Source organism: Collinsella aerofaciens, assembly GCF_964243765.1.
Taxonomy (GTDB): domain Bacteria; phylum Actinomycetota; class Coriobacteriia; order Coriobacteriales; family Coriobacteriaceae; genus Collinsella; species Collinsella aerofaciens_BU.
In genome coordinates this window covers 19,565-46,055 of record NZ_CAXTGI010000007.1, presented here as the reverse complement: position 1 = coordinate 46,055, position 26,491 = coordinate 19,565, and the positions used below count along the sequence as shown (strand labels likewise).

Here is a 26,491-nt window from a genome sequence, read left to right as displayed (position 1 = left end):
GTCAGGATTATACGGAGCATGTATTGTGTCAATCATTGAACCTCTCATCCAACAAGTCCTTATCATGTTTTTGCTCATGGGAATGGGCTACGCTCTAAACCGCTTGGGCATATTGAGCGAGCAGGCTGCAATAGAATTCGGAAAGTTGCTCATCAACCTTGTGATTCCCGCAATCATTCTCAAATCATTTTGGATCGAGTATTCGTTTCAGAGGATGTATGAGTTGGGAATGACCTTAATGCTGTCGGCGGCGATGTTGTTGCTCGCTTGCGTTGTTGCCCGCCTGTTGTTCAGGGGCCGTCCCATCGACATTTTTGCTGCGGCATTCTCGAATGCTGGATTTGTGGGAATACCCCTTGTTGAAGCGGCGCTTGGAAAAGATGCCGTGTTTTTCATCACGTGCATGATCGCTCTTCTCAATGCCATGCAATGGACATACGGGCAGTATCTGCTGTCGGGGTCTAAAAAATGTATGAGTCCTAAAGCGATCCTGACAAGTCCAATGGTCATGGCTTTATTGGGCGGTTTCTTGATTTTTATCCTTCGTGTCCCAACGGTCCCTCTGGCACAGTCAGTGCTTTCGTATATCTCGGGGCTCAACACTCCGCTAGCAATGATGACTCTCGGTATCTATCTTGCTCAGTCTGATTTGATGGCGCTCCTGAGGGCGAAAAGCTTGTTTGCCGTCTCATCGGTCAGGCTGCTTGTCATTCCGATTCTTTCGCTCCTGTTCCTATGTCTCTTTCCATGTGATAGGTCAATTAAGATGGCGCTGCTGATTGCGGCTGCGACCCCCACCGGCGCGAATGTAGCTATCTTTGCCCAGCAGCATAATAAGGACTATCGATATGCATGTGGAACAGTCTGTGTTACCACCCTTCTGTCTATGTTCACTATGCCAGCGATAGTGTCCTTGTCTCAGCTAGTGTTCTAGGCGCTATGCCACGCACCTGCGGATGAACGCTTCGTGGCGGTCGATTATGGCCGGGGCCCAACAATCCGGACCGCCGTCGATCGTGCTGGCAACAGATGCCATCAACTCATCAAGGGGGCTTGCTATCATTGGTGCACTAGCTTGATGCTAAACTGAATTAATGATTGCGAGGTGGTTTACGTGATGTACCCGTATATGACATTCGAAGATGGTACCGAGGTCATTCATTCTGACCTGATCACAGATGGCGATATCGAAAAGGTCATCGTGCATTTTGAACGACCGACGGCAGAGGGTTTCGACTCCGCTCGTTGCGAGCTGCCTTCTTACAATTGGACCATGTGGGAGGGGCGTTTTACCGACGAGGAGAAGCGAGGTTTTGAGACTTTTCTGAGCAATAACGCCCATCTGCTGTATCGCTACGCCGCAAACGGAGGAGCTAAAGTTGCCTAGCCTTTTTCTTATTGGCGGCTATCGGGTCTTCTTTTGGTCCAATGAAGCGGGCGAGCCAATCCATGTCCATGTTTGCAAGGGGGCGCCTTCAGATAACTCGGCCAAAATCTGGCTGACTCGAAGAGGTGGCTGCATTGTCGCTAATAACAAAGCGAAGATCCCCCGGAGCACGCTTGATGACCTCTGTGAAATCATCGCCGCTCAGCATGAATTGATTTGCTCTAAATGGAAGGCATTTTTCCTTGTGGACGAGATCTCGTTCTACTGCTAAACGTCATCCCGGCTTCTCTTTTCCAATTTTAATCATGAGCTTGTCCCATCTGTGCTGATTGAACTTGACAGTACAATGGAGGCGGACTATATCGCCGCCGCTCGTTGCGGCTAACGGATGTGCTGGAGCTCGCATGAACGATTTTCTAAACGGTCAAGTTGAGAACGACGGTTTTTTGCGCGTGGCAGCGGCCTCGCCCAAGATTCGCGTGGCCGATGTCGAGGGCAATGCCGAGGTTGCGCTGGCGGCTGTTCGCGAGGCTGCCGAGCGCGGCGTTCGTGCGCTCGTGCTGCCCGAGCTTAACCTGACTGGTTATACCGCGGCTGATCTGTTCCATAACCGCACGCTGCTGCACGCCTGCGAGGCGGCGCTGGTGCGCATCCTCGATGAAACGCGTGAGTTGCCGATCGTCTTTACTGTTGGCTTGCCCGTTGCGGTGACCGAAAACATCTACAATTGCGCGGCCGTGTGCTGCGCGGGCGAGCTTTTGGGCCTTACGGCCAAAAAGTATCTGCCCAACTACGGTGAGTTCTACGAGCGCCGCTGGTTTGCTCCTGCGCCCGCCGATCCCGTGTGGGTTGAATTTGCCGGTCAGGGTCCGGTGCCGCTTGGCTCGGGGCTTGTCTACCGCTGCTGTGATGAGGGTGCCGAGGACTTGGTGCTGGGCGTCGAGGTTTGTGAGGATCTGTGGGTGCCGGCACCCCCTTCGACCGAGATGGCGCTTGCGGGCGCCACGGTGATCCTCAACCCGTCGGCCTCGGACGAGATTATCGGCAAGGCCGATTACCGCCGTAGCCTCATCTCCAACCAGAGCGCGCGCCTGTACTGCGCCTATGCCTATGCGGATGCGAGCGAGGGCGAGTCCACGACCGACATGGTCTTTGCGGGGGAGAACCTTATCTACGAAAACGGCTCGAAGCTCGCCGCGACCAAACTGCTTACCTGCGATATGGCCATCGTCGACGTTGACCTTGACCGTCTGGTTGCCGAGCGCCGTCGCTCGACGACGTGGACGCGCGCCGACGATGCGTCGGAGGCCACGACCGTTGAGTTTTCGTTTGAGGGCGTGTTGGCCGAAGAGCCCGTCCTGCGCGATGCCTGCGATATCGACCGTGTTTTCCCGCGTGCGCCCTTTGTGCCGGCCGCCCACGGCGATCTGGCCGAGCGCTGCGAGACCATCCTCGACCTGCAGACTGCTGGTCTCAAGACCCGTCTTGCCCATACGGGCACCAAGGCGGCGGTCATCGGCCTTTCGGGCGGCCTCGACTCCACGCTGGCACTGCTTGTGACCGTGCGTGCTTTCGATGCGCTGGGCCTGCCGCGTACGGGTATCACGGCGGTTTCCATGCCCGGCTTTGGCACGACGCATCGCACTAAGTCGAATGCCGAGTCGCTCGCTCGCGACCTAGGCGTGAGCTTCCGCGAAGTCTCGATCCATGCAGCCGTGGAGCAGCATTTTAAGGACATCGAGCACGATCCGGCCGTGCAGGATGTGACCTACGAGAACAGCCAAGCGCGCGAGCGTACGCAGATTCTGATGGATTTGGCCAACCAGGCCGGCGGTTTTGTCATCGGCACGGGCGACCTGTCGGAGCTGGCGCTCGGCTGGGCTACCTATAACGGCGACCACATGAGCATGTACGCCGTCAACGCGAGCGTGCCCAAGACGCTTGTGCGCCATCTGGTGCGCTATGCGGCTGATGTCTTTGGCGGGCGTATTGCCGAGACGCTGCTCGACATCCTCGATACGCCGGTGTCCCCCGAGCTTCTGCCGCCCACGGGCGACGGCGAGATTGCGCAGAAGACCGAGGATTTGGTGGGCCCGTACGAGCTGCACGACTACTTCCTCTACTACTTGCTGCGTTTTGGCTTTGAGCCGGGCAAGATCTACCGCATGGCGCTCAAGAGCTTCGAGGGCGTCTACGACGTCAAGACCATTCACACGTGGCTACGCACGTTCTACCGTCGCTTCTTTGCCCAGCAGTTTAAGCGCAGCTGCCTGCCCGATGGCCCCAAGGTGGGCTCGGTCACGCTCAGCCCGCGCGGCGATTGGCGCATGCCGAGTGACGCCAGCTCGCGCCTGTGGCTCGCCCAGATTGACGCGCTCAATCCGATGGACTAAGGTTGCCAAATTGAACCAAAACAGCGGGTACAAGCGTTACACTTTTGCAATCTGATGGCCCGTATCGCGCGGCGCTCTTGTCGGAGCGCCGCGTTTTTCATATCGAAAGGTGGCACCATGCAGGCATCGCAGCGTCTCGACCGCTTTGGCGCGGAGGTCTTCGCCTCGCTCAACAACAAACTGCTTGCGCTGAAGGCTCAGGGCAAGACCATTTACAACATGAGCGTGGGCACGCCCGACTTTAAGCCGTACGACCACGTGGTCGAGGCGCTCACGCATGCAGCCCAAGATCCCGAGATGTGGAAGTATGCCCTGCGCGACCTGCCCGAACTCAAGCAAGCCGTGTGCGATTACTATGAGCGCCGCTTTGGTGTCTCCGGCATTACGCCGTCTATGGTGCAGTCGTGCAACGGCACGCAGGAGGGCGTGGGCCATTTGGGCCTGGCCCTGCTCGATCCGGGTGACGCCATTTTGGTTCCCGATCCGTGCTACCCGGTCTTTGAGGCGGGCGCCAAGATTGCCGATGCCAAGCTCGAGTACTATCCGTTGGTCGCCGAGCATAATTACCTGCCCTATGTGGCGGGCATCGATCCCGAGGTGGCCGATCGTGCCAAGTATATGATCGTGTCGTTGCCCGCAAACCCGGTCGGCTCGGTGGGCACGCCCGAGGTCTACGAGGAGATCATCGCTTTCGCCCGCGAGCACGACCTGCTCATCGTCCATGACAACGCGTACTCCGACATCGTGTTCGACGGCGAGCCGGGCGGCAGCTTCTTGCAGTATCCCGGTGCGCTTGAGGTGGGCGTGGAGTTCTTCTCGCTTTCCAAGTCGTTTAACGTCACCGGTGCTCGTATCGGCTTTTTGGTCGGCCGCGAGGACGTGGTCTCTGCCTTTGCCAAGCTGCGCGGCCAGATCGACTTTGGCATGTTCTTCCCGATCCAGAAGGCTGCCATCGCCTGCCTGAACGGTCCGCGCGATGAGGTCGAGGCGCAGCGTCTGAAGTACCAGGAGCGCCGCGATGCCCTGTGCGACGGTCTTGAGGGCCTGGGCTGGGAGCGTCCCAACGCGCATGGCTCTATGTTTGTGTGGGCCAAGCTTCCCGGTGGTCGCACCGATTCCATGGCGTTTTGCGAGGAGCTCATGGAGAAGGCCGGCGTTGTGGTGACGCCGGGCGCGAGCTTTGGTCCTTCGGGCGAGGGGCACGTGCGCATGGCGCTGGTCCTGCCGCCCGATCAGATTGCTTTGGCTGTCGAGGCCATTCGCGAGGCGGGCCTGTATTAGAAAGGTATTTCGGCTCGTCAATAGCTCGAAACCGATTTCGTGCAGTTATTTTACGAATCCTGCAAACAATTTCGGTAAACGGTCGATTTTTGGCTGCGAATAGGAGCATAATCAAAGTCCCGATTGGATGTATTGGGATTACGGCAAGCCGCTCGGGTCGTTCCCGGGCGGCTTGTTTGTGGAGAGAGATGGGAGTTTCTAATGGTTAACGAGAAGAAGGTCGCTATTGTCGGCTGCGGTTTCGTTGGTTCGTCTTCGGCGTTCGCGCTCATGCAGAGTGGTCTGTTCTCCGAGATGGTCCTCATCGACGTGGACAAGAACCGCGCCGAGGGTGAGGCTCTGGATATCGCGCACGGCATGACGTTTGCCGAGCCGATGAAGATCTACGCCGGCGATTATTCCGATGTCGCCGACGCCGCCATGATCGTTGTCACCGCTGGCGCTGCCCAGAAGCCCGGTGAGACTCGCCTGGACCTGGTCAACAAGAACGTCAACATTTTCAAGTCCATTATTCCCGAGATTAAGAAGTCTGGCTTCGACGGCATTCTGCTCATCGTCTCCAACCCGGTCGATGTTCTGACCTACGCCGCCATCAAAATGTCCGGCCTGCCCGAAGGCCACGTCATCGGCTCCGGTACCGTGCTCGACACCGGCCGTCTGCAGCAGATGCTTGGTGCCCACGTCGAGGTCGACCCGCGCGATGTCCAGGCCTATGTCATGGGTGAGCACGGCGACTCTGAGTTTGTCGCTTGGTCCAGCGCCCAGGTTGCCGGCGTGCCGCTGAACACTTTCTGCGAGCTTCACGGTCATCTGGAGCATGAGGCTGCCGAGAAGCGCATCGCCGAGGACGTCAAGAACTCCGCCTACACCATCATCGAGAAGAAGCACGCCACCTACTATGGCGTCGCCATGGCCGTCAAGCGCATCTGCACCGCCGTCATGCGCGATGAGCAGACCGTTCTGCCCGTCTCCTCGCTCATGGTGGGCGAGTATGGCCTGTCCGATCTTGCCATCTCCATGCCGACGGTCGTTGGCCGCGACGGCGTCGTCTGTCGCGTCCCCGTGCCGCTGAACGATGACGAGCAGCATGAGCTCACCGCCTCCGCCAAGGCCCTCAAGGACATCATCGACAGCGTCGACTTCTCCTGCTAAATCAAGCTCGCTAGAGCGAAAAGCTACAATGAAGGCGTCCGGGTCCACACGGCCCGGGCGCCTTTTTGGTGCAAAGTAACCTGACCCCAATGCACCATAGTTGATGGGAGGGCCATGTCGGATTCGCCTAATTTTTTGACATATGCCCAGACGGTGTTTGATCCGTTTGAGGAGCGGTCGTTCTGCGCGGTGGATAGCCTGGTCTTTGCGTGGTTGTCCTATTTACGTTTGCCGGGTGATATGGCGGAGCTGACGAACTGGCAGGGCCTAGACGTACGCGAACTGCTGCGTGCCGAGTGCTACCGGGACATGATTGACGACTTGTGGGATCCAGAGGGGAGCAGGGCCTTGTTGGAGGCCGTGGCAGCAAGCCCTCGCTACCGTGGCGTGCACGTTTGCGGCTATCGTGCCGTGAGCGATGTGGTGGCGACAGAGCAGTTTGCAGCCATGGCGTTCCGGTTTCCGGCGGGGTTTAGCTATCTTTCCTTCCGGGGGACCGACAGTACGATTGTGGGCTGGAAAGAGGACTTTAACATGGCGTTCCGGTGTCCTGTGCCGGCCCAGGAATCCGCGGCGCGCTATGTGGACGAGGCGGCGGATGCGATTGACGGGCCGCTTTTGTGCGGAGGTCATTCCAAGGGTGGAAACCTTGCGGTGTACGGTGCGGCGATGTGCTCCGATGTCGCCCGTGAGCGAATCGAACGGGTGTATTCCCATGATGGTCCTGGCTTCGTCGAGGAGTTTCTGAACGGCAACGCCTTTGCCGATCTTTCCGGCCGCATCGATAAGACGCTACCTCGGTCGTCGATCTTTGGCATGATGTTCGAGACACAGGAGGACTATGCCATCGTTGAGAGCACCGAGTTCAGCCTGCTGCAGCACAATCCCTTTAGCTGGGTGGTTGATGGTCGCGACTTCGTGTACTGTGAGCGCCTGTCCGCCGGTGCTCGATACGTTGATGGCTCCATTCGCGAGATGCTGCTTGCAGTGTCGCCTAGCGAGCGCGAGCGTTTTGTAGATGCGTTGTTCTCCGTGTTTGAGGCTACGGGTGCTGAGCGGTTTGCGGATATCGCCGGGAATCTGCGCGAGAGCCTGCCCGTGATGCTCCAGGCTGCGCAAGGCTTTGACGAGGATACGCGACGCTTTGTCTCGCAGACCATCGTGGCAATCCTTAAATGCGCACTGCTGCCCAAACGACCCCAGATCGACATGCCCGCTGCCGGCAAGAGTTTGGCAGAACAGCTCGAGGCTTGGCAGTCCGAGCTCCTGCGCTAACCATTGGTGCAAAGCAACCTGTCCCCGATGCACCAAGCTTCGATGCGCCTGGGGCGGGCTCGACCGCTATACTGGTTCGTGCCGAAATCGATCTAGAACGGAATGCCGTATATGAAAATCAATCACGCGATTCTGCATATCCTGGACTTTGACTCTGCCGTCAACGTTATGAGCCAGCGCGAGCTCGATATCGAGAGCCGTACCGTGCGCAACTTCGTGACCACGCATCTGCGCCGCGCACGTACCTCGGCCGACAATAAACGCGCCACGTTTGCCGAGAACTCTGCGTTTGGCGGCGAGCTCAAGGGCTATTTCTTTGGCGAGCGCGAGTTCGTGGACCTGTCGCAGCAGATTGCGGAGTTTATCTCCTCCGAGCTCACCAAAGCCGAGAAAGCCGAGTCAACCGACGTGCTCGTGGCCGATTTTGACGACGATGAGGATGCCCGCTGGTTTGCCGTGATGCTGCTGGGCTCCAAGCAGGCTTTTATGCACGAAGTGGGCCGCGAGGAGGGGGAGGTGCGCAACGACATCGCGCGCCACTACGCCATTCTGCCGAACCCCTCGCAAAAGGTGCCGAGCTATGCCATCGTGCGTGCGAGCACCATGGAGATCGGTTACGTGGACAAGAAGCGCAAGATTGCCGGTGAGGACCGTATGCTTATCCCCGATGGCCTGCTGCAGTGCGACACGGGCGTATCAGGCAAGGAGGTCATCGACACCGTGACGCGTGTGGTCGAGGAAGTCGCCGAGGAGCACGGTGCCAATACGGCCGTGGCGCTCGCCAAGGTTAAGGCTGCCGTCGCCGAGAAAGTCGAGGATGACGAGGAGCTGCCGCCCTGGGATATCGTCGATGAGGTCTTTGAGGACGAACCGGTTATCAAGGAGAGCGTGCGCGCGGCACTGACTGAGGAGAAGGTGCCTGAGCGTGTGCCCGTGGAGCGCAAGCAGGTCGAACGCGCGGCGGTTCGCAATCATAAGATTCGTACCGATACGGGCATCGAGATCAGCTTTCCGGCCGAGATGGGCTCGAACTCCGAGTACATCGAGTTCGTCAACGAGCCCAACGGCCTCATTTCCATCGAACTCAAAAACATCGGCAGCATCGAGAATCGATAAGTTGCGTTACGCCTGCAGCGAGAAAGCGAAGGCCGAAGCCTCGGATGAGGGCTTCGGCCTTTTTACTTGGGGCTTAATTTCGCTACTGGTTGAGCATAAGTCAGCGAAAACGCCCCAGAGCGAGCAAGGTGACGTGAAAGAGGAGGGCATTGACCTTTTGGTCATGCCCGACGACTGAACGTCAGATTGCCGCTCTGGGGCGTTTGCAGCGTCGGCTAGTTACGCGGTTTGGTAAAACCGCGTAACCCTACAGTTGACGTAAGCCCTCTTCCAGGCCGGTCTTGCTGTCGGTCTGGGCGTCGCGCATCTTGATGACGCGGGCGGGGACACCGGCCACGACGGCGCCGGCGGGGACGTCCTCGACGCACACGGCGCCGGCGGCAACGACGGCGCCCTTGCCTACGTGCACGCCCTCCAGGACCACGGCGTTGGCGCCGATCATGACATCGTCCTCGATGATGACGGGCGTGGCGCTTGCGGGTTCAACGACGCCTGCCAACACGGTTCCAGCGCCGATGTGGCAGTTCTTGCCCACGGTGGCGCGGCCGCCCAGCACGGCGCCCATGTCGATCATGGAGCCCTCACCGATGACGGAGCCGATATTGATGATGGCACCCATCATGATGACGGCGCGGTCGCCGATCTCGACGCGGTCACGGATGATCGCGCCCGGCTCGATGCGGGCGTTGATGCCCTTAAGGTCGAGCATGGGCACGGCGGAGTTGCGGCAATCGTTCTCCACATCGTAGTAATCGATGGAATCGGCATTGGCATCAAGGATGGCTTTGAGCTCATCCCAGTCACCAAAGACGGTCTTGCCACGACGACCGCCGTAGACGTGCGCATTGCCCCACTGGACCTTCATGCCGGGCTTCTCGCGCACGTACAGTTTGACGGGCGTCTTTTTGGGCGCTGTGGCGATGTAGTTGATAATCTCCTGGGCATCCATCTCGGCTGCATTGCTCATTTGCTGTCTCTCCTTTGGGTGGATCCGGTTGATACCTGGTTAGGCAAACATGACCTGGTCGAACGTATAGAAGCCGTGCTCGCGGGTGACGAGCTTCTGCGCGGCTGCCAGGGCGCCGTTGACGAAGATCTGACGGCTTGCGGCGCGATGCGTGAGCGTGACTTCTTCGTCCTGGCCAAAGAAACTCACTTCGTGCACGCCGGCGACAGTGCCACCGCGCAGCGAGTGCATGCCGATCTCCTTGGGGTCGCGCGCTCCGCACATGCCCTCGCGGCCATAGACGGGGTGGTAGCCTGCCTCGGGCTCGGTTTCGACTACGGCATCGAGCAGCAATTTGGCAGTGCCGCTGGGGGCATCGACCTTTTGGTTATGGTGCGTCTCGACGATTTCGCAGTCAAAGCCGGGCAGCTCGCGTGTGGCCTGTGCTACCAGATGACGCAGGGCTGCGATACCGATGGAGTAATTGCCGGAGTGCATGACGCGGGCGTTCTGACCCAGCTCGCGCAGGCGATCCATCTGCTCGGGTGTGTAGCCTGTAGTGCCCGAGACCAACGCCGCGCCCGTGCACTCGACATAGGCGACGACGGCATCGAAGGTCACGACGTTCGAGAAGTCGATGATGACGTCGGCTGCCGGGGCGCTCTCGAGCTCGGACAAGTCGAAGCCGATGTGGGCCACGATATCAAAAACGGGCTGCCCGGCGGCGTCGACAATGCCTTCGGCGGTAGTGCGGATGAGCGAGCCCATGCGGCCCGTTCCCATAATGACGGTCTTAATCAAGCAGACCAGCTCCCTTCAGAGCATCGGTAAGTGCGGCTCGCGTGTCGTTGGCCATGGGGCACAGCGGCATGCGGTAGTTTGCCTCGATCATACCCATCTGGGCGAGCGCTTCCTTAACTGGGATGGGGTTGACCTCGCTAAAGAGGGCATTGATGAGCGGCTGGCCGGCAATCTGGATATCGCGGGCGCGCGCTACGTCGCCGTCCAGATAGGCGCGGCACATGTCATGCACGAGCTGCGGCTGAACATCTGCCCACACGCTGATGGTGCCTGAGGCGCCTAGGCTCATGAGCGGAACGGTGAGTGCGTCCTCGCCCGAGTACATGCGGAAGTCATCGGACAGCAGGTGGGCGATCTTGGCTGCGTAGGCGACGTTGCCCGAGGCCTCCTTGATGCCCATGATGTTGGGGTGCGCGGCCAAGCGCTCCACGTTGTGCACGCTGATGCCGCAGCCGCAGCGGCCGGGGATGTTGTACAGGATGCAGGGGATGTCCACGGCGTCGGCCACGGTCTTAAAGTGCTGGTAGATGCCCTCTTCGTTGGACTTGTTGTAGTAGGGGGTAATGAGCAGCAGGCCGTCGGCGCCCAGTCCCTGATAGGTGAGCGACTTGGTGAGCATGGTCTGCGTGGAGTTGGAGCCCGAGCCGGCAATGACGGGGACGCGTCCTGCAACCTGCTTGACCACTGCGGCGACAACGGAGTTGTCCTCGTCGTCGGTCATCGTGGCGCTCTCGCCGGTGGTGCCCAGGGTGAGGATGGCATCGGTGCCATTTTGCAGGTGGAAATCGATAAGGCGCTCGAGCGCGTCAAAGTCGACACTGCCGTCCTTTTTAAACGGCGTGACAAGGGCGACGATTGAACCCTCGAGATTGCGGATGTCCATGTTCTTCTCCTTCGCTTCCGCGATCTGGATGCGTTTGTTCCACTGAGCGGCGACGGCCAGGCGCTCGTCCTGAGCGCGGCGGCGGGCACTTTCGGCGTGCGACTTGGCCAGCAACTCTCGGCCGCACGGCAGCACGTCGAGCGTGGCAAAGTAATCGACCGGGCGCTCGGCGCGGCGGATGAGGTCGGCCGAGCCATCGGGGCGCAGCAGCACCTCGGCGGAGCGCAGACGGCCGTTGTAGTTGTAGCCCATGGAGTAGCCATGCGCGCCGGTATCGTGGATCACGAGCAGGTCGCCCATGTCGATATACGGCAGCGAGCGGTCGATGGCGAACTTATCGTTGTTCTCGCACAAGTTGCCCGTGATGTCATACGTGTTCGTGACCGGTGCTGCGGTCTTGTCGGCGCCGCCCGGCTGTCCCATCACCGTAATGTGGTGGTAGGCACCATACATAGCGGGACGAATGAGGTCGACGGCGCTTGCGTCCACGCCGATATAGTCCTTGTAGATCTGCTTTTCGTGGATGGCCTTGGTCACCAGGCAGCCGTAGGGGCCCATCATAAAGCGACCCATCTCGGTGCAAATCGCCACATCGCCCATGCCGGCGGGAACCAGGATCTCGTCGTAGGCCGCGTGTACGCCCTCGCCGATGGCACGGATGTCGTTAGCCTGCTGCTCGGGCAGGTAGGGGATACCCACACCGCCGGACAGATTGATAAAGGCGACATGTGCGCCCGTTTCACGCTCCAGGCGCACGGCAAGTTCAAAGAGGATGCGTGCGAGCTTGGGATAGTAGTCGTTAGTGACGGTATTACTGGCAAGGAAGGCATGGATGCCAAAATTCTCGGCGCCCTTGGCCTTGAGCATGCGGAAAGCCTCGAAGAGCTGCTCGGTGGTCATGCCGTACTTGGAGTCGCCCGGGTTGTCCATGATGCCGTTGGAGAGCTGGAACAGGCCGCCCGGGTTAAAACGGCAGCTTACCGTCTTGGGGATGGGGCCCGCGACGCGCTCAAAGAACTCGATGTGGCTTATGTCGTCAAAGTTGACGATGGCGCCCAGTTTATCTGCAAGGGCAAAGTCCGCCGCCGGCGTGTCGTTGGACGAGAACATGATGTCGTGGCCGGTGATACCCAGCGAGCGGGCGATCATGAGCTCGGTATAGCTCGAACAATCGCAGCCGCAGCCGTATTCGTTGAGGATGGAGATGAGCGCCGGGTTGGGGTTGGCCTTGACGGCAAAGTATTCCTTAAAGCCCGGGTTCCATGCGAAGGCGTCGCGCACCTCTTGCATGTTGCGGCGGATGCCCGCCTCGTCATATAGATGAAACGGCGTGGGGAACTGCTCGATGATATGCTCGAGCGTCTCCTTGTCCACAAACGGCTGCTTGGCCGCATATGCCTCGTTGGGGGTCAATGCCATGTCCCGTAAACCTCGCTATCCAGACGGCGCCATCTGCGCATCGAATCCGCATAGCGTGGACCCAATGTCCGGATAGCGCTCCCGCATTGCTGCAGACAGTCCTGCGGGTGTTTCCCGCAGGCCCACCAGGCTGTTCGTGCCCGAAAAGCCCAGTTCGGCGGGTTTCGCCTCCCCGCGGGGTCAAAGTCTGCCGACTCGCCCGCGGCTCATCGTGCCCGCGCCTCTATCAAGTGGTAAAGACCCTACCACGTTGCACTTTACCAAACAAGAGTATTCGTATATAACGTTTAAAAAATGCAGGGATATGCTGGAAATAAGTGTGCGGTAATCTTGCGGCACAATAAGATGGCAACTGGCGCGCACCTATGAAAGGATCCTTTATGACCGAGCTCCAAGAACTTCGTCGCTATCGTCGCGACTTGCACCGCATTCCGGAGCTCGACTTCGATCTTCCGCAAACCATCGCCTATATCGAGGGCGTGCTCGCTCCGCTCGCCTGCGAGGTGACCCATCCGTGCCCCAGCTGCGTCTGCGCTTTCTTCGATGCCGGCACGGGCGCAGCGCATGCCACGGCGATTCGAGCCGATATGGACGCCCTGCCCATCGCGGAGGCAACGGGCGCGGCCTTTGCCTCGACGCATCCCGGTAAGATGCATGCGTGCGGTCACGACGGTCACATGGCCATGGCGCTCGCGGCGGCAACCTTTGTCGACCGTACGATCCGTGAGCAGCCGGGCGCCATTAAGCGCAATGTGCTCTTTGTGTTTCAGCCGGCCGAGGAGACGACTGGTGGTGCCAAGACGGTGTGCGAGAGCGGCGTGTTCGAGCGCTACGGGGCGGATCGCATCTTCGGCTTCCACGTATGGCCCGATTTGCCCGCCGGCACGTTGGCGAGCTGTTCCGGTCCGCTGCTGGCGCGTTCGAGTGAGATGCACATTCATATTCACGGGACGAGCATCCATATCGCTAAGACCTATGGCGTTCCGGTCGAGGAGTCGCACGATGCGGCGCTGGCGGCTGCCAAGTTCTTGGTTTCCGAGCGCGAACTCATGGACGAGTTGGGTGCCGACGAGCCCTGCATTGGTAAGTTCGGCCTGTTGCAGGCCGGCACCGTCTGCAATGCGGTAGCGGGGGAGGCCCATGTCGCCGGTAGCTTGCGTGTGTTTACGGACGCCATGTTCGACCGTGCGCGCGAGGGTGTGCGCCGTGCGCTCGACGAGGCGTGCACCGCAACGGGCTGCACGTACGATCTCAATTTTGCCGAGGGCTATCCGCCAGTCGATAACGACCCCGAGCTGTTCGCCCACATTGCGCCCGCCTTGTCCGAGCTGCAACTTGTGGACGAGCCGCTGCTGATCGCCGAGGATTTCTCGTTCTATCAGCGCCATCTGCCGGGCGTGTTTTTCTTGCTGGGCACGGGCGTGCCAGAGGGACAAGAAAACCCGATCGACGCTGATGGCTGCCCAGCCTATGCCACAAGCGCTCTGCATACCGATAGCATGCTCTTCGACGAGGAAATCCTACTCAAGGGCCTCGATGTCTACAAACGATTGCTTGGCTTGGAGTGACGATGGAACGACGCCGACAGTCTGCCGTATATAGCCCGGGTGGATGCGGGTGTGGCTTGCTACTGCTTCCGGTTATTGCTGTGAGCATTGGCGTGATGTTTGCGCTTGCCGGGGTGGCAGCAGCGGCACTCGTGTTGCTGATTGTGGCCATTGGCGTGACGGTCTGGCTGTGCCGTTCTCGCGAGCAACGTCGTGCTGATGGTAAGACCAATGTCGGATGGGCCGTCTTCTTGATCATTGCGTACCCGCTGAGTGTCAGCTACCTGGTGTTCTTTGCCCTGTTGATGATCAGTGCCTTTACCGGGGAATCCGTCACGGTGGGTTGATGCGCTGCTAGCAGACGGTCACGCAAAGTGCGTTTGCTCGGCGTCTGGATAGCTGCATTGGCCGTTTACCGCAACCTTAGCTCTCAGCTAATGAATTCAAGTTCAATCCTTTCTACGATGTGCTGTGTGCCGGCGCGGTAGCCGGATCGTAGGAAGGATGAATAATGGCAAAAGAGGGAAAGAAGCCGATCGGCAAGATTGTCCTGGGCGTCATCGTGGTGCTGGTTATCGTCGGTGCCGTGGGCTCTATGGGTGGCAATTCAACCGATTCCCCTGCGAGCGATTCGGCAAAACCTGCCGAGGCGACACAGCAGGCTGAGGAGCAAAAAGAACCGCAAGAACCGTATACCATTGCTGACGAGGCTGAAGACACCTCCAGTCAGTTTGCCTATAAGATCACGGGCACGCTGACCAATAACACGGACAAGGAAAAGAGCTACATTCAGATTGAGTATGTTCTGTATGATGCCGATGGCAACCAGGTTGGAACGGCTCTTGCAAACACCAATCATCTGAAGGCGGGCGGCTCCTGGAAGTTCGAGGCGCTGGGTACGGTGTCTCCCGACCAGGTTGCTAGCTGGGAGCGTTCGGACGTAAGCGGTTTCTAGCATGTTGCATGCACTGGGGGAGGTGAAGTCGTATGCCCGATAAAAAGCTGACTGAGGAGTTGCTCAATGAGCTTCTCGATGCACCGAACATCGATGGCTATATCAGGGAGCACGACTTTGCCGCCCCGTCGCTTTCGGACTACCTGAAGCAGCTAATGCAGGAAAAGGGCTTGGAGCGCTCTCGCGTGGTTCGTATGGCCGATCTCAATGAGACCTTTGGCTATCAGATCTTTACTGGTGCGCGTCACCCGAGTCGCAATAAGGTGCTGCAGATTGCCTTTGCGATGGCGCTGACGCTCAAAGAGACCAACCGTGCGCTGACGGCTGCCGGGGTGAGCGTCCTCAACTGCAAGGATCGCCGTGACGCGATTATCATCTTTTGCATCGATCGCGGGTGCAGCCTCCAAAAGGTCAACGAGGAGCTGTATCGCTTTGGCGAGGAGACGGTGAGTTAGCGGCTGATATCTGAGCCGGCGGAGCTGCCGAACAACGATGCAAACGAACGGGGCGCGGATGCCATGGGGTGTCTGCGCCCTGCGCTATGATGGAGGCTATGGATACTCAGACCCCAACATATCCCGATGACGAGCTGACCGCAGCGCTTGCCGAGCACCTGGCGTCGCTCGATCGCGACGACAGCTATCGCGTGGAGCGTGTACTTAAGCGCTCGTCCGTTGAAACAACTGAGCTCGTGTACTTTGAAGGAACCGGCGGTGGTTCGCTCGGCCCCTTTGTCCGTAAACGCATCGATGCTTCGGCTCAAATCGGCGGGGTATACGAGCGTCTGTTTGCCGCCCAGCGGGCGGGCGGGCGTTTTGAGCACCTGCCCAGAATCGTCGATTGCCGTCGTGTGGGCGACGAGCTTAACGTGGTTATGGAATATATCGAAGGAGAGACGCTCGGGGTGCTGGTGGACCGTCTGGGAGCCACCCCCGATTATGCGCGTGAATTGTATCCTGCCCTTTGCGACGCCGTGGGCGAGCTCCACGCCGGTTTTGCAATGGCGGGGGAGACGTCGGCGCCGGTGATCCATCGCGACCTCAAGCCATCGAATATCATCGTGACAGGTGCGAGCCGTACGCTCGATGAGGGCCTGACGTTTTCATCGCTGGTGATTATCGACTTGGGGATCGCGCGCGTATGGCGCGATGGCGCCGATGCCGACACCGTCAAGTTTGGCACGCGACCCTATGCGCCGCCCGAGCAGTATGGGTTTGGGCAGACGAGTGTGCGCAGCGACGTCTACGCACTTGGCGCCCTGTTGTTCTTCTGCTTGACGGGAATCGACCCTAAACCAGGGCTCGACATGCGCGAGCAATGCGAGGCGCGTGGCATTCCCACTCCACTTGCCGATGTCATCTGCATGTCGATGGCGCTCGACCCGGCTAAGCGTTTTGCGAGTGCGGAAGCGTTGGGACGGGCTACGCGCGCGGCATACGATCTGAGTCGCCCCGTGCGGCCTCCTGCGCCTGCGCCTGTCCGTACTCCAGACTCGGAGACGGTGTTGACGCCCCAAGGGCTCCAGAACCCCGCAGGGCTTCCTAGGCCTGCCGCCTCTGTTGCATGCGGTCTGCTCTCTCGCGTTCCGGAGTCTCTGGGGCGCATTTGGAATACGCTTGTCTGCTTCTCGCTACTTGTGTTCTTTGCCGGAAGTCACTTTGCCGTCTTTCACCCCACGGGAGCAAACCAAAGCTACCCGACGTGGCTTCTCATAATCGAGTATTTTTTCTTTGTCGATGGCCTTATGGTGCTTATGCATTTTGCGCTGCTCGATAAGCGCCGTCTTCGTCGGCGATTCGTACTGCTCGACAGCTATCGCGGCAAGAAACTCGCGAAACTCTGGCTCAAGGCATTGGGTGTGCTGCTCCTATGCATGATCGTCATAGTCGCGGTTGCCAATGCGACCGGCGTCGTCGATACCTCCGCTACCTAAAAGAAAAGGGCCCCATTGGGGCCCTTTGCAGTTGCGCTTAGATGCGGTTCATCTGAGCGGCGACTTTGTTATACCAGTCCTGCCACGTGGGCGGGCAGTACTTTTTGGCCGCTGCCGGAGTAAGGGTGGAGCCGTAGTTGGCACCCAGATAGGCAACGTGAGCGGAGATGCCCTCGCTCCAGCTGCCAAAGCTGCGCCAACCGCCGCCACGGGCGCTCCAGCCCCAGGCGTTGTAAGAATTGGCGCAATAAGCACCCTTGGTGCTCTCGATACAGGCGATGGCGGGGGACCAACGGGGGTCGACACCGGTATTCCAGGCGGCGACGGCAAAGTTATAGCCCTGGCCTGCCATGGGGGAGCCGGCAAGATAATTGTCGATGCGGCTCGTCCACTCATTAATGAACGAATCGTAATCGGAACTACCGGTATTGGAGTTGTTCACCGTGGTGTCTATGGTGGTGTTGGTGTTGGTGGCCTGGCTGCTGGAATTGCCGCCGCTTACGCCCTCGCCCGAGAGCTTCTCGGCGGCAGCGGCCTTATCGGCCTCAAGCTTGGCAAGCTCGGCGGCATTTTCCTGCTCGGCTTTTGCCTGTGCCTCGCTGCGGAGCTGCTGGGCCTGCGCCAGCGCATCCTCGGCGTTTTTCTGCTCTGCCTCAAGCTGTGACTTGGCCTGCTGGAGCTCGGCCTTGTTCTGCTCGAGTTCGGTTTGCATATTATTGAGCTCTTCGATCTCGTTGACGCTCGAGCTCGTGATCTGGTTGGTGTATTTGCAGGTCGTGATGAACTCACCCAGGCTCTGCGCATTGACCAGGAAGCTCACGATGGGATTGGTGCCCTTCTGATACTTGTACAGATCGCGCATGGCGGAGCTTGCCTTGGCCTGCTGCTCGGGAAGCTTAGCCTCGATTTCCTCGATGCTTGCCTCGTTGGAGTCAATCTGCTTTTGCAGGTCATCGAGTTTGGTGCGGGCGTCGTTGTAGGCGCTCGTGGCGGCTTCGATCTTCTGCTGGGCTGCGGAAAGCTGGTCCTGCGTTGCCTGCGAGGCGGCATACGCCGCAACGGGGGAGAGCATCGGCGTGGCCGTCAGCGCAACGGCGAGCGCGGCGCTCGTGATGATACGAGCCGGCTTCGACGCAATGAGCGCTGCGGTGCGATGATTCGAATGCTGCATCCAGTCCCTCTGCAATCAATCGTAGGTTATGGTTCGAACGGTATTCTACTACTGCTTTCGACCTCAACTTGAACCTTAAAGGTTCCAAAGGGTCAAGTTGAACTTGAGGCTTTGGCTTTGACCTGCAGTTATGATGAATTGTTGAGAAACCATAGAGTTCAACTTTAACGTTACGGGGGCCTGTTTGCGGACGGGCTTTCGGTCGTGAAAGCTATCTCAACAGGGGGTTTGCGGCTACAAGGCCCCATCGCGGTGAGTGCGGCTTTATGCTGGACGATTACGTCGATTGCCATAGATGCGGTGGAGCTTTGGGCGCCGGCGGCTTGGCACGCTAGAATAAATCAGTTGCGCAAAGACCGCCCCGTTGTGTGGGCAGTTCATGATAGGAAGTTTCCATGGCATTGCAGTTTACAGAGCGCGAGTTCATTCCCGTGCTGCTCGGTGGCGACATCAACGCCTATTCGGTGGCGCGCGCCTTCTATGAGGAGTACCAGGTCAAGAGCCTGGTCTTTGGCAAGTATCAGACGGGTCCCGCGTACCGCAGCCAGATTATCGACTACACGCCCAACGTGGATATCGATACCATGCCCGTGATGCTCAGGACCGTCAACGGCATTGCCCAAGCGCATGCCGATAAGACGATTGTCCTTGTGGGCTGTGGCGATAACTATGTTGCCCTCGTGGCTCAGGCCAAGGATGCCCATGAGTTGGCGGATAACATCGTCGCGCCTTACGCTCCCTATAGCATGCTTGAGCAGTGTCAGAAGAAGGAGATCTTCTACGAGCTGTGCGAGAAGCATGGCGTGCCCTATCCGCATACCTTTACCTTCACCATGGCGATGCTGAACGCCCAAGGCGAGGCGCCTGCCGAAGTGCTCGACCAGATCGATTTTCCCTACCCGATGATTCTGAAGCCTTCTGACGGCATCATGTGGTGGCAGCACGAGTTCGAGGGCCAGAAAAAGGCCTATGAGATTGCCGACCGTGCCGAGCTGGAACAGGTCATTCGTGACTCGTATGCCAGCGGCTACACCGACGACCTGATCTTGCAGGATCGCGTGCCCGGCAATGACGAGTACATGCGCGTGCTCACCAGTTATTCCGACCGCAACGGCAAGGTGCGCATGATGTGCCTGGGTCACGTGCTGCTCGAGGAGCATCAGCCTCACGGTGTCGGCAACCACGCCTGTATCATCACCGAGCCCAATGACGAGCTCATGGGCGGCGTGCGCAAGTTGCTCGAGGACCTTCACTTTGTGGGCTATTCCAACTTTGACGTTAAGTATGACGAGCGCGACGGCTCGTTTAAGTTCTTCGATTTCAACACGCGCCAAGGTCGCAGCAACTACTACGTCACTAACAGCGGCTTTAACGTTGCCAAGTATGTGGTGGACGAGTATGTGTTCAACCGCCCGTTTGAGCCGGAGTTTGTGACGGCGCAGGACGAGGCGCTGTGGATGGTCGTTCCCATGGGCGTCGTCGACAAGTACGTCAAGGATCCCGAGCTGCGCGCTAAGGTGCATCGCCTGGACAAGGAAGGCAAGGGCGCCGACCCTTCGTTTATGAAGGGCGACTTTGTCTTTAACCGCTGGCTGCGCATGTGGCACACCAAGCTGCGCCACTTTAAGCTGTTCAAGACGTATTACAAGTAGATGAGTGCGGCGCCCGTCCGGTTTACATCGGGCGGGCGCGGGTATGATACGCGCAATTGCGCAAGCGTCACCAAGGAGGCGGCGATGGAAAAGCTGGGAGTTATCGGCGGCATGGGCGCCGAGGCCACGTCGTATTACTACGACCAGGTGGTGCGTCATACGGCTGCTGCCTGTGATCAGGAACATATCGACATGGTGGTGCTCTCCAAGTCGACCATGCCCGACCGCACGCTTGCCATTAAGACCGGCGAGCATGCCAAGCTGCTGGCGACCATGAAAGAGTGTGCTCAGGCACTCGAGTCGCTGGGCTGCGCGCACATTGCCATTCCCTGCAACACGTCACACTACTTCTACGACCAGATCCAGTCGTTTACGAAGGTGCCGATTATCCACATGCCGCGCGAGTCGGTTCGCTATGCCCTTGCGGGTGCGGTGATGGGGGAGTGCGAGTTCGACCCCAACCTGAGTATGCCGGCCGAGCCGGTGCACAAGATTGGCATTATGGGAACCGACGGAACCGTGGGCGCGGGCGTCTACGGCCGCGAATGCGAGGCTGCGGGTGTTGAGGTTGTCTATCCCAGCGAGAAACGTCAGAACGATGTGATGTCGCTTATCTACGGTGATGTGAAGGCCGGACGTGAGCCCGATATGGATAAGTTCGACCGCGTGATGTGGGAGTTCGCCCGTAGCGGCTGCGACCGTGTCATTCTGGCCTGCACCGAGCTATCGGTGCTGCAGAAGTATCGAGAGATGCCCGAGATCACCCTCGATGCCATGGATGTCCTGGTGCGCGAATCCATCATCCGCAGCGGCGCCCCCTACCGCCTCTAGCTTCCGACCTGTCAAAAAGGGACAGGTTAATTTTGGTAGGTTTTATCTGGTGAAACAGTAAAGGCCTCGGCTCGTTTGGTGCGAGCCGAGGCCTTTTGCGTTGGGCGGTTGCTGTCGGTGGCGAACTAGAACAGGAAGCCGATGGCGATGAGAGCGATGCTGACGATGAGCACGGCGATGTCCAGGCCCTTGATGGGGTAGCGCTTGTACGAGCTGGCGCGTGTACGCAGATAGAAGCCGCGCTGTTCTGCCGCCAAGGCTGTGGCATCGGTCTTGCCCACGCTCGAGATGAGCAGTGGCACGCACAGTGGCAGCATGAGCTTAAGCTTCTTGATGGGGTTCTTGGTGTCGTACTCGACGCCGCGTGCGGTCTGCGCTTCCATGATGGCGTTCATCTCCTGACCAAACACCGGCACAAAGCGTAGCGCCGTGGTAAAGGTGAAGGCATAGCGATACGGCACGTGCAGCACCTCGACGCAGGCGTTGGCAAGGTCGTTGAGCTTGGTCACCATGAGCATGAGGATGAGTGGTAACGCCACGCCCAGCAGGCGCAGGCAGGCCTTCGATCCCGTGATGAGGCCCGTGTCGGTGATAAAGCCCCACACCACGTTGCCATCGCGCATAAAGGCTAGCTGGAGCACCAGCATGATAAGCGCGAGCGGAATCAGCAGCTTGAGTAGCGAGAGCAGACGGTCGACGACGCCGGCATAGGCACCCAGCGCAAGGGTGAGTGCCAAAAAGCCCAGCAGCGCCACGTAGGTGTCGGACAAGAAGATGCCGACGATGATGGCGGCGGCGAGGCCCAGTTTGACGACGGGGTTCAAACGATGCAGTAGCGTATCGCCCGGCATGTAATCGATGACGTTAACCACGGTGGACCATCTCCTTGGTAATTCGAACGACATCGGTGACCTCGCTCACCTGCGCAAAAGCGGGCGAGACGGAAGGTGCCAGACGGCGCGAGAGTTCAATAACCTGGGGAGGCTCCACGTAGGCACGCCGCATGAGATCGATGTTCGAGAATAGCTCGTGCGTGCGGCCGCGGTCGAGGATACGACCGTCGGCCATTACTACGATACGCTCGGCAAAGTCGGAAACGACTTCCATGTCGTGACAGACCATAATCACGGCGCAGCCGCGCTCGGCCATGGTGCGCACCGTTTCCATGACGGTCATGCACTCGCGGTAATCAAGGCCGCTCGTGGGCTCGTCGAGCACGACGATCTTGGGCTCAACAACTACGACGGAGGCAAGCGCCACCATTTGTCGCTGGCCGCGCGAAAGCGAGAAAGGTGCCTCATCGGCAGGCAGGCCAAAGCGGTCGATAACGAGTCGAGCGCGACGCAGAGCCTCGGCACGGTCGATGCCGGCAAGCTCCAGGCCAAAAGCGACCTCGTCGAGTACGGTATCCTTGCAGATCTGGCGGTCGGGGTTTTGGAAGAGGGTTGCGACTTCGCGGGCGATGCGGCTCGTGGGAACGGCTGCGGTGTCCAGCCCCGTAACGCGCACGCTGCCCGAGGCGGGCTTAAGCAGGCCTGTGAGCAGCTTGGTGAGCGTGGTCTTGCCGGCACCGTTCTGGCCGACGATGCCCACGAGCTCGCCGGGATAGAGGGTCAGGTTGAGGTCGTGTACGGCGGCGCCGCCATTGGGATAGGCAAACTCAACATGGTCGAAGGTGAGTACGGGTTCGGCGTCCTTGGCATGAGGGCGCAACGACGGTGCATGCGGGGAGCCGGCGGGCGCCTGGGCTTCGCTGGCCGCGCGTGCGGGGTCGACGATGCCCGAAATCAGGCGCTCGGCCTCATCGACATTCAAGCAAGGGGTACCGCTTACCAGGCCATCGGCCTCGAGGCTATTGAAGATACGCGTGACGCGAGGGCAGTCGACGCCGATGGCACGGAGCTCGTCGGTATGCGCGAAGACCTCGTGTGGCTCGCCCTGCAGCGCGATTTCGCCATGGTTGAGCACGAGCACGCGGTTGCAGTACTCCGAGAGCAGGGCGACCTTTTGCTCAACGACGACGATGGTAATTCCAAGTGCGCGGTTTGCCTCACGCAGCGTTTCGAAGACCAACGTGGAGCTGGCGGGGTCGAGTGCCGCGGTGGGCTCGTCGAGAACCAAGACGCGCGGACGCATGGCGAGGATGGCGGCGATGGCTACCTTTTGCTTCTGTCCGCCCGAAAGGGTGGCGATCTCGCGGTCGCGCAGGTCGCTGATGCCGACGGTCTCGAGTGTTTCGCTCACGCGCTGCTCGATCTGGTCGTGGGGAACGCCAAAGTTCTCGAGGCCAAAGAGCATCTCGTCCTCGACGACCGAGGCGACCATCTGCGTGTCGATATCCTGCAGCACGCTGCCGACGATTTGCGACACGTCGGTGAGCGAGGCTTCGCAGGTGTCGTGGCCGCCAACCATGACGGACCCAAAGAACGTGCCGGTGTAGTGGTGGGGCACGGCACCCGACAGGCAGGCGGCAAGCGTGGACTTGCCGGCGCCCGAGGGCCCGATGATGCCGATGAAATCTCCCTTGTTCACGCTGAGCGAGATGTGGCTGAGCGCCTGCTCGGTCTGCGTGCCATAGGAGAACGAGACATCGTCGACGTTGATGATCGTTTCCATGGATGCCTTTCATAGTCATTGGGGACGTTTTTACATGACCAGTCGTTTAAGAACGTCCCCAAAAGCTAGTTATTTGGGACAGTCTTGTGTTGGTGGAGCGCGGAGACGGCTTTACGAGGTGCCCCGGGTTGGCGCGAAAGAGGAGCGAAGCGTACTTGGGTACGCGAGCGACGAATGAACGCCAAGATGGGGTGGCTCGTAAAGCCGAGTGGGTTAGTTGAGCCTAAGGGCCTTCTGAATGGGCAGGTAGAGGGCACCGACCAGAATGGCGTTAAAGACGGCGGTCATGGCGACGACGGGCAACATGGCGGCGGCGAGCTCGCCGACCACGCCAAGCATGGCCATCTTGATAACCATGAAGATGACGCCGGAGACAAAGGTGGTCACGAAGGTAGCGACGATGGCGACGGCAGGCTTGACCTGACCGTTCTTGCCGGCGGCGTTGACGATGCCGGCCATGAGCATGGCGGCGATGCCCTCGGCGGCAAAATCGACGAACGGCGAAGTGGTGGTGATCTGGATCACGGCAGCCGAGATGAGGCCAATGACGAGCGCCTGGCCGATGTTGGGGCGAACGACCAGGATGGTGAGGCAGAAGGCCGAGATGATGAACTCGGGGCTGATCATGCCGCCCGAGATGCCCGAGATTGCCTTGCCGACGGTAAAGTTGAGGATGAAGCCGGCGGCGAGCAGGATGGCGAGCAGGACGAGGGCGCGGACATCGAGTTTGCCGCGATCGGCGGTCTGGACGATGCGGGGCTGGGCGGCGGTGGTGTTCTGAGACATGGTGAAAATCCTTTCGGAATGGGGGTGCAAGAGAAAAGCGGAGGCGCGTGATGCGAATGCGATCGGGCTCGAGATAGAAAAAGGCCCCCGGTCGAAACCGGAGGCCTTCCAATCACCTAGAGCGCAAAAACAGGCGTGAGGGACTCACTGTCGACCGATCGTATTCGCATCACGCCACCACCAGTTGTTGAGAGACTTCATCGTGTTCTTCATGTCGGTGGCTCCTTTCGTGATGCCGTGGCGCGGTCGCACCTAGTTGCTGTTGCGCTGCACTATAGCACAGCGAAGTGTGTGCGGGGAAATCTTTTTAAAAAGATTTCAGGCGGGTTTCCCGCCGGTCAAAAGAGCGGGCTGAGCGGGCGAGGCTGCCATTGCTGCCTTGCCCGCTCAGCTAGGACGTTACTCCTTATTGCGACGGTAGAGGAAGTAACCGCCCGCGGAGATGACGGCAACGCCAGCGATGGCGAATGCAGCCACCACGCGGCCATCAAAACGATCACCGGTGGTGGGCAGGCCGCCCTTGGTGTTCGCCTTGTTGGTGGTTACCGTGGTCGTGGTGTCCGACTTGCCAGGCTTCTCGGGCTTGGTGGTGGGCTGCTCGGGCTTAGCGGGCTGCTCGGGGGTACCGGGCTGCTCAGGAGTACCAGGCTGCTCGGGAGTGCCAGGCTGATCCGGGGTTACCGGGTCGGTGGCAAGAGCGTCCTTGGCGTAGGTGATGGACACCTTGAGGCCGTTGGTCTCGGTGTTCAGGTCGCTCGGGGTGAAGGGCTGGTCGAAGTTCTCAGCCTTCAGATAGGCGCGCATCTCCTGGAGCAAGGCCTTGCACTTGACGTAGGTGTTCTCGGTGGCAGCATTGCCGGCCTTGTTTGCCAGGGCGGTACGGGCCTCGGTGCCCTCGGTGGCCTGCATGACCTCGTCGACTTCCAAGTTCTGCTCGACGAGCTCGTTCTGGAGGGCGTCGAGGTAGGTGCGAACGCCGGTGCCGAGCTGCTCACGGTGCTCGAAGCACAGGGAGCTGATGTCCATGAGGACATAGTTGATGGAGTTCTCGGGCTCCTCGTTGTTCACGATGTCCTCCTCTTCGCAGTGATCGAAGGAGACGGTCTGGTCGCTGTAGTACGGGCTAACCTCGGTGAGCAGTGCGGAGTAGTAGGGGATGGCGACGGAGTAGGCGGCGCGGGAGAGCATCTCCCACTGGATGGTCGCGATCTCGGGGTCCATGCCCTGACGGATCTGGAAGAGATTGACCTCGGTGTTGGTCTCGGTACCAATGGCGTAGGCGCCGTCGGTGTTGGCGTTGAGGCCCGGGACCTTCTCGCCGCGGTTGCCAAACGCGCGGATCATCTCAAAGGTGTTCCAGTCGGACTTGCCGGGCTGGAAGAACAGCGGCTGCGCCTTGCTAACCAGGGCGCCGGTCGTGGCACGAGCATCTTCGCGCTCGTCCTTGACGATCTCGTAGTCGGTGCCCTCGGTGAGCGGCACACCGAAGTAGGCGCGACCCTGGACATAACGGGCCCAAGAATGCATGGCCTTTTCGCTAATTGCCTCGCCGTAGGTCTGGGCAACGTCAAATTGACCGTCATCGAAGTACTTGGCGAAGCCATTCTCCTTAGGCATGGACTCGATGGTCGCAGAGTGGAGACAGTTCGCGGTGTCGGTGAGGTCAACCTTGTAGTTGAGGTTGCCGATGTTGGGGTTGAGCGAGGCGATATCGTCAGTGAGCCTCATGGCGATCCACTGGTGGCCGGAAAGTGCGGCAAACAGCCAAGTCTCGTTGCTGTCGGCGATGATAATCTGATCGTTGCCGCAGGCGCCCTGCTCGTCGATGATCTTGCCGAGGAGCTCGACGCCCTCACGTGCATTGGCGCTTTCACCTAAGATAACGCTGCCGTAGCTGTACTCGCCAATACCGGTTTTGGTCAGGGGGTCTGCTGCCTCAGCATCAGCATTCATGCCGGTGGTCAGCGTTGCGGAGCAGGACACGCCCTTCTCATTGATGCCTGCCTCAGAGTAGGCATCATAGCGCCCGTGCCACTGGGAGGGATGGTCGCGTACATAGGTGTAGCGATACGTGGTCTTGGTCGAGGTATACATGAATGCGGACTCGTCCGAGCCGTACGTATGCCCCGGGCCGTGAGAAGGCTCAATGCCAAAGTGCTTGAGGTAGCGCTTATCGAAGTCCTCGGCGCGGCCATAGTACGTGTCACCGTCGGCCGTCAGCTTGTTGCCCATGTACATCTGCGTGCAGGCGAGCGCAGATGTCGGCATGGACATGATGGTTGCAGCTCCAAATGCAAGGCCTATGCCAAGCTTCTTGAGCGCGTTGACGGGATGAGTTTTACTCATA

23 protein-coding genes and 1 riboswitch are annotated in these 26,491 nt (G+C 59.5%); of the genes, 15 read left to right on the top strand and 8 right to left on the bottom strand.

Going from position 1 to position 26,491, the window contains the following annotated elements:
• Positions 1-25 precede the first annotated feature (25 nt).
• The 8 genes from ACESSC_RS06210 (at position 26) to ACESSC_RS06175 (ending at position 8,604) form a co-directional block, all read left to right on the top strand.
• On the top strand, positions 26-934 hold the full coding sequence (locus ACESSC_RS06210; protein WP_158550973.1) for an AEC family transporter: 909 nt from the start codon (positions 26-28) through the stop codon (positions 932-934).
• Between the two features lie 195 nt (positions 935-1,129).
• On the top strand, positions 1,130-1,387 hold the full coding sequence (locus tag ACESSC_RS06205; protein WP_271729353.1) for a hypothetical protein: 258 nt from the start codon (positions 1,130-1,132) through the stop codon (positions 1,385-1,387).
• Complete coding sequence (locus tag ACESSC_RS06200) at positions 1,380-1,658, top strand: DUF4160 domain-containing protein (protein ID WP_117635420.1); 279 nt, start codon at positions 1,380-1,382, stop codon at positions 1,656-1,658. The genes ACESSC_RS06205 and ACESSC_RS06200 overlap by 8 nt, the downstream gene beginning before the upstream one ends.
• 133 nt (positions 1,659-1,791) lie before the next feature.
• Positions 1,792-3,780: an NAD(+) synthase gene (locus ACESSC_RS06195; protein ID WP_373161943.1), complete on the top strand. Its 1,989-nt coding sequence runs from the start codon at positions 1,792-1,794 to the stop codon at positions 3,778-3,780.
• A gap of 117 nt (positions 3,781-3,897) precedes the next feature.
• Positions 3,898-5,061: a pyridoxal phosphate-dependent aminotransferase gene (locus tag ACESSC_RS06190; RefSeq protein ID WP_373161942.1), complete on the top strand. Its 1,164-nt coding sequence runs from the start codon at positions 3,898-3,900 to the stop codon at positions 5,059-5,061.
• 201 nt (positions 5,062-5,262) lie between these two features.
• Positions 5,263-6,213 carry an L-lactate dehydrogenase gene (locus ACESSC_RS06185; RefSeq protein ID WP_006234343.1) on the top strand — a complete coding sequence of 317 codons (951 nt, stop codon included), beginning with the start codon at positions 5,263-5,265 and terminating at the stop codon, positions 6,211-6,213.
• Between the two features lie 114 nt (positions 6,214-6,327).
• Positions 6,328-7,488: a DUF2974 domain-containing protein gene (locus ACESSC_RS06180; protein WP_373161939.1), complete on the top strand. Its 1,161-nt coding sequence runs from the start codon at positions 6,328-6,330 to the stop codon at positions 7,486-7,488.
• Between the two features lie 111 nt (positions 7,489-7,599).
• Positions 7,600-8,604 (top strand): nucleoid-associated protein, encoded by a 1,005-nt coding sequence (locus tag ACESSC_RS06175; RefSeq protein WP_022094136.1) that lies wholly within the window; start codon positions 7,600-7,602, stop codon positions 8,602-8,604.
• Positions 8,605-8,851: 247 nt separating this feature from the next.
• On the opposite strand, the gene dapD is transcribed toward ACESSC_RS06175, so the two are convergent.
• From dapD to dapA, 3 genes are read right to left on the bottom strand one after another with little or no spacing between them, the layout of a single operon-like run.
• A complete protein-coding gene (gene dapD / locus ACESSC_RS06170; protein ID WP_373161938.1) occupies positions 8,852-9,571 on the bottom strand; it encodes a 2,3,4,5-tetrahydropyridine-2,6-dicarboxylate N-acetyltransferase in 720 nt (239 codons plus the stop codon).
• Between the two features lie 39 nt (positions 9,572-9,610).
• On the bottom strand, positions 9,611-10,351 hold the full coding sequence (gene dapB / locus ACESSC_RS06165) for a 4-hydroxy-tetrahydrodipicolinate reductase (protein ID WP_373161936.1): 741 nt from the start codon (positions 10,349-10,351) through the stop codon (positions 9,611-9,613).
• A complete protein-coding gene (gene dapA, locus ACESSC_RS06160) occupies positions 10,344-12,653 on the bottom strand; it encodes a 4-hydroxy-tetrahydrodipicolinate synthase (protein ID WP_373161934.1) in 2,310 nt (769 codons plus the stop codon). Before dapA ends, dapB begins: the two co-directional genes overlap by 8 nt.
• Positions 12,654-12,718: 65 nt before the next feature.
• Positions 12,719-12,887, bottom strand: a riboswitch (Lysine riboswitch).
• A 146-nt stretch (positions 12,888-13,033) separates the two neighbouring features.
• On the opposite strand from dapA, the gene ACESSC_RS06155 reads away from it, so the two are divergent.
• From ACESSC_RS06155 to ACESSC_RS06135, 5 genes are all read left to right on the top strand, one after another.
• Positions 13,034-14,221, top strand: a complete 1,188-nt coding sequence (locus ACESSC_RS06155) for an amidohydrolase (RefSeq protein WP_373161932.1) — start codon at positions 13,034-13,036, stop codon at positions 14,219-14,221.
• Positions 14,222-14,277: 56 nt separating this feature from the next.
• Positions 14,278-14,547: a hypothetical protein gene (locus tag ACESSC_RS06150; protein ID WP_373161929.1), complete on the top strand. Its 270-nt coding sequence runs from the start codon at positions 14,278-14,280 to the stop codon at positions 14,545-14,547.
• Positions 14,548-14,711: 164 nt separating this feature from the next.
• Positions 14,712-15,155 carry an FxLYD domain-containing protein gene (locus ACESSC_RS06145; RefSeq protein WP_373161927.1) on the top strand — a complete coding sequence of 148 codons (444 nt, stop codon included), beginning with the start codon at positions 14,712-14,714 and terminating at the stop codon, positions 15,153-15,155.
• Positions 15,156-15,187: 32 nt separating this feature from the next.
• Positions 15,188-15,610 carry a helix-turn-helix domain-containing protein gene (locus ACESSC_RS06140; protein WP_117773920.1) on the top strand — a complete coding sequence of 141 codons (423 nt, stop codon included), beginning with the start codon at positions 15,188-15,190 and terminating at the stop codon, positions 15,608-15,610.
• A 98-nt stretch (positions 15,611-15,708) separates the two neighbouring features.
• Positions 15,709-17,088: a serine/threonine protein kinase gene (locus tag ACESSC_RS06135; protein ID WP_373161924.1), complete on the top strand. Its 1,380-nt coding sequence runs from the start codon at positions 15,709-15,711 to the stop codon at positions 17,086-17,088.
• Positions 17,089-17,125: 37 nt separating this feature from the next.
• Here ACESSC_RS06135 and ACESSC_RS06130 read toward each other — a convergent pair whose 3' ends face one another.
• Positions 17,126-18,259 (bottom strand): coiled-coil domain-containing protein, encoded by a 1,134-nt coding sequence (locus tag ACESSC_RS06130; protein WP_117655310.1) that lies wholly within the window; start codon positions 18,257-18,259, stop codon positions 17,126-17,128.
• Between the two features lie 395 nt (positions 18,260-18,654).
• Between ACESSC_RS06130 and ACESSC_RS06125 the strand changes: the two genes are divergently transcribed.
• Both ACESSC_RS06125 and ACESSC_RS06120 read left to right on the top strand, forming a co-directional pair.
• The gene (locus ACESSC_RS06125) at positions 18,655-19,911 is read left to right on the top strand and encodes a carboxylate--amine ligase (protein WP_099431498.1); all 1,257 of its coding nucleotides are present in this window, start codon (positions 18,655-18,657) and stop codon (positions 19,909-19,911) included.
• Positions 19,912-19,995: 84 nt separating this feature from the next.
• A complete protein-coding gene (locus ACESSC_RS06120; protein ID WP_373161921.1) occupies positions 19,996-20,742 on the top strand; it encodes an aspartate/glutamate racemase family protein in 747 nt (248 codons plus the stop codon).
• Between the two features lie 125 nt (positions 20,743-20,867).
• Here ACESSC_RS06120 and ACESSC_RS06115 read toward each other — a convergent pair whose 3' ends face one another.
• The 4 genes from ACESSC_RS06115 to ACESSC_RS06100 all read right to left on the bottom strand — a co-directional run bounded on the left by ACESSC_RS06115 (position 20,868) and on the right by ACESSC_RS06100 (position 26,490).
• On the bottom strand, positions 20,868-21,614 hold the full coding sequence (locus tag ACESSC_RS06115) for an energy-coupling factor transporter transmembrane component T family protein (protein ID WP_117773924.1): 747 nt from the start codon (positions 21,612-21,614) through the stop codon (positions 20,868-20,870).
• Complete coding sequence (locus ACESSC_RS06110) at positions 21,607-23,358, bottom strand: ABC transporter ATP-binding protein (protein ID WP_373161918.1); 1,752 nt, start codon at positions 23,356-23,358, stop codon at positions 21,607-21,609. The genes ACESSC_RS06115 and ACESSC_RS06110 overlap by 8 nt, the downstream gene beginning before the upstream one ends.
• 213 nt (positions 23,359-23,571) lie before the next feature.
• Positions 23,572-24,144, bottom strand: coding sequence for a hypothetical protein (locus ACESSC_RS06105; RefSeq protein WP_373161916.1), 573 nt, complete (start codon positions 24,142-24,144; stop codon positions 23,572-23,574).
• 399 nt (positions 24,145-24,543) lie between these two features.
• Positions 24,544-26,490 carry a C69 family dipeptidase gene (locus ACESSC_RS06100; RefSeq protein WP_161159684.1) on the bottom strand — a complete coding sequence of 649 codons (1,947 nt, stop codon included), beginning with the start codon at positions 26,488-26,490 and terminating at the stop codon, positions 24,544-24,546.
• Between the last annotated feature and the right edge of the window lies 1 nt (position 26,491).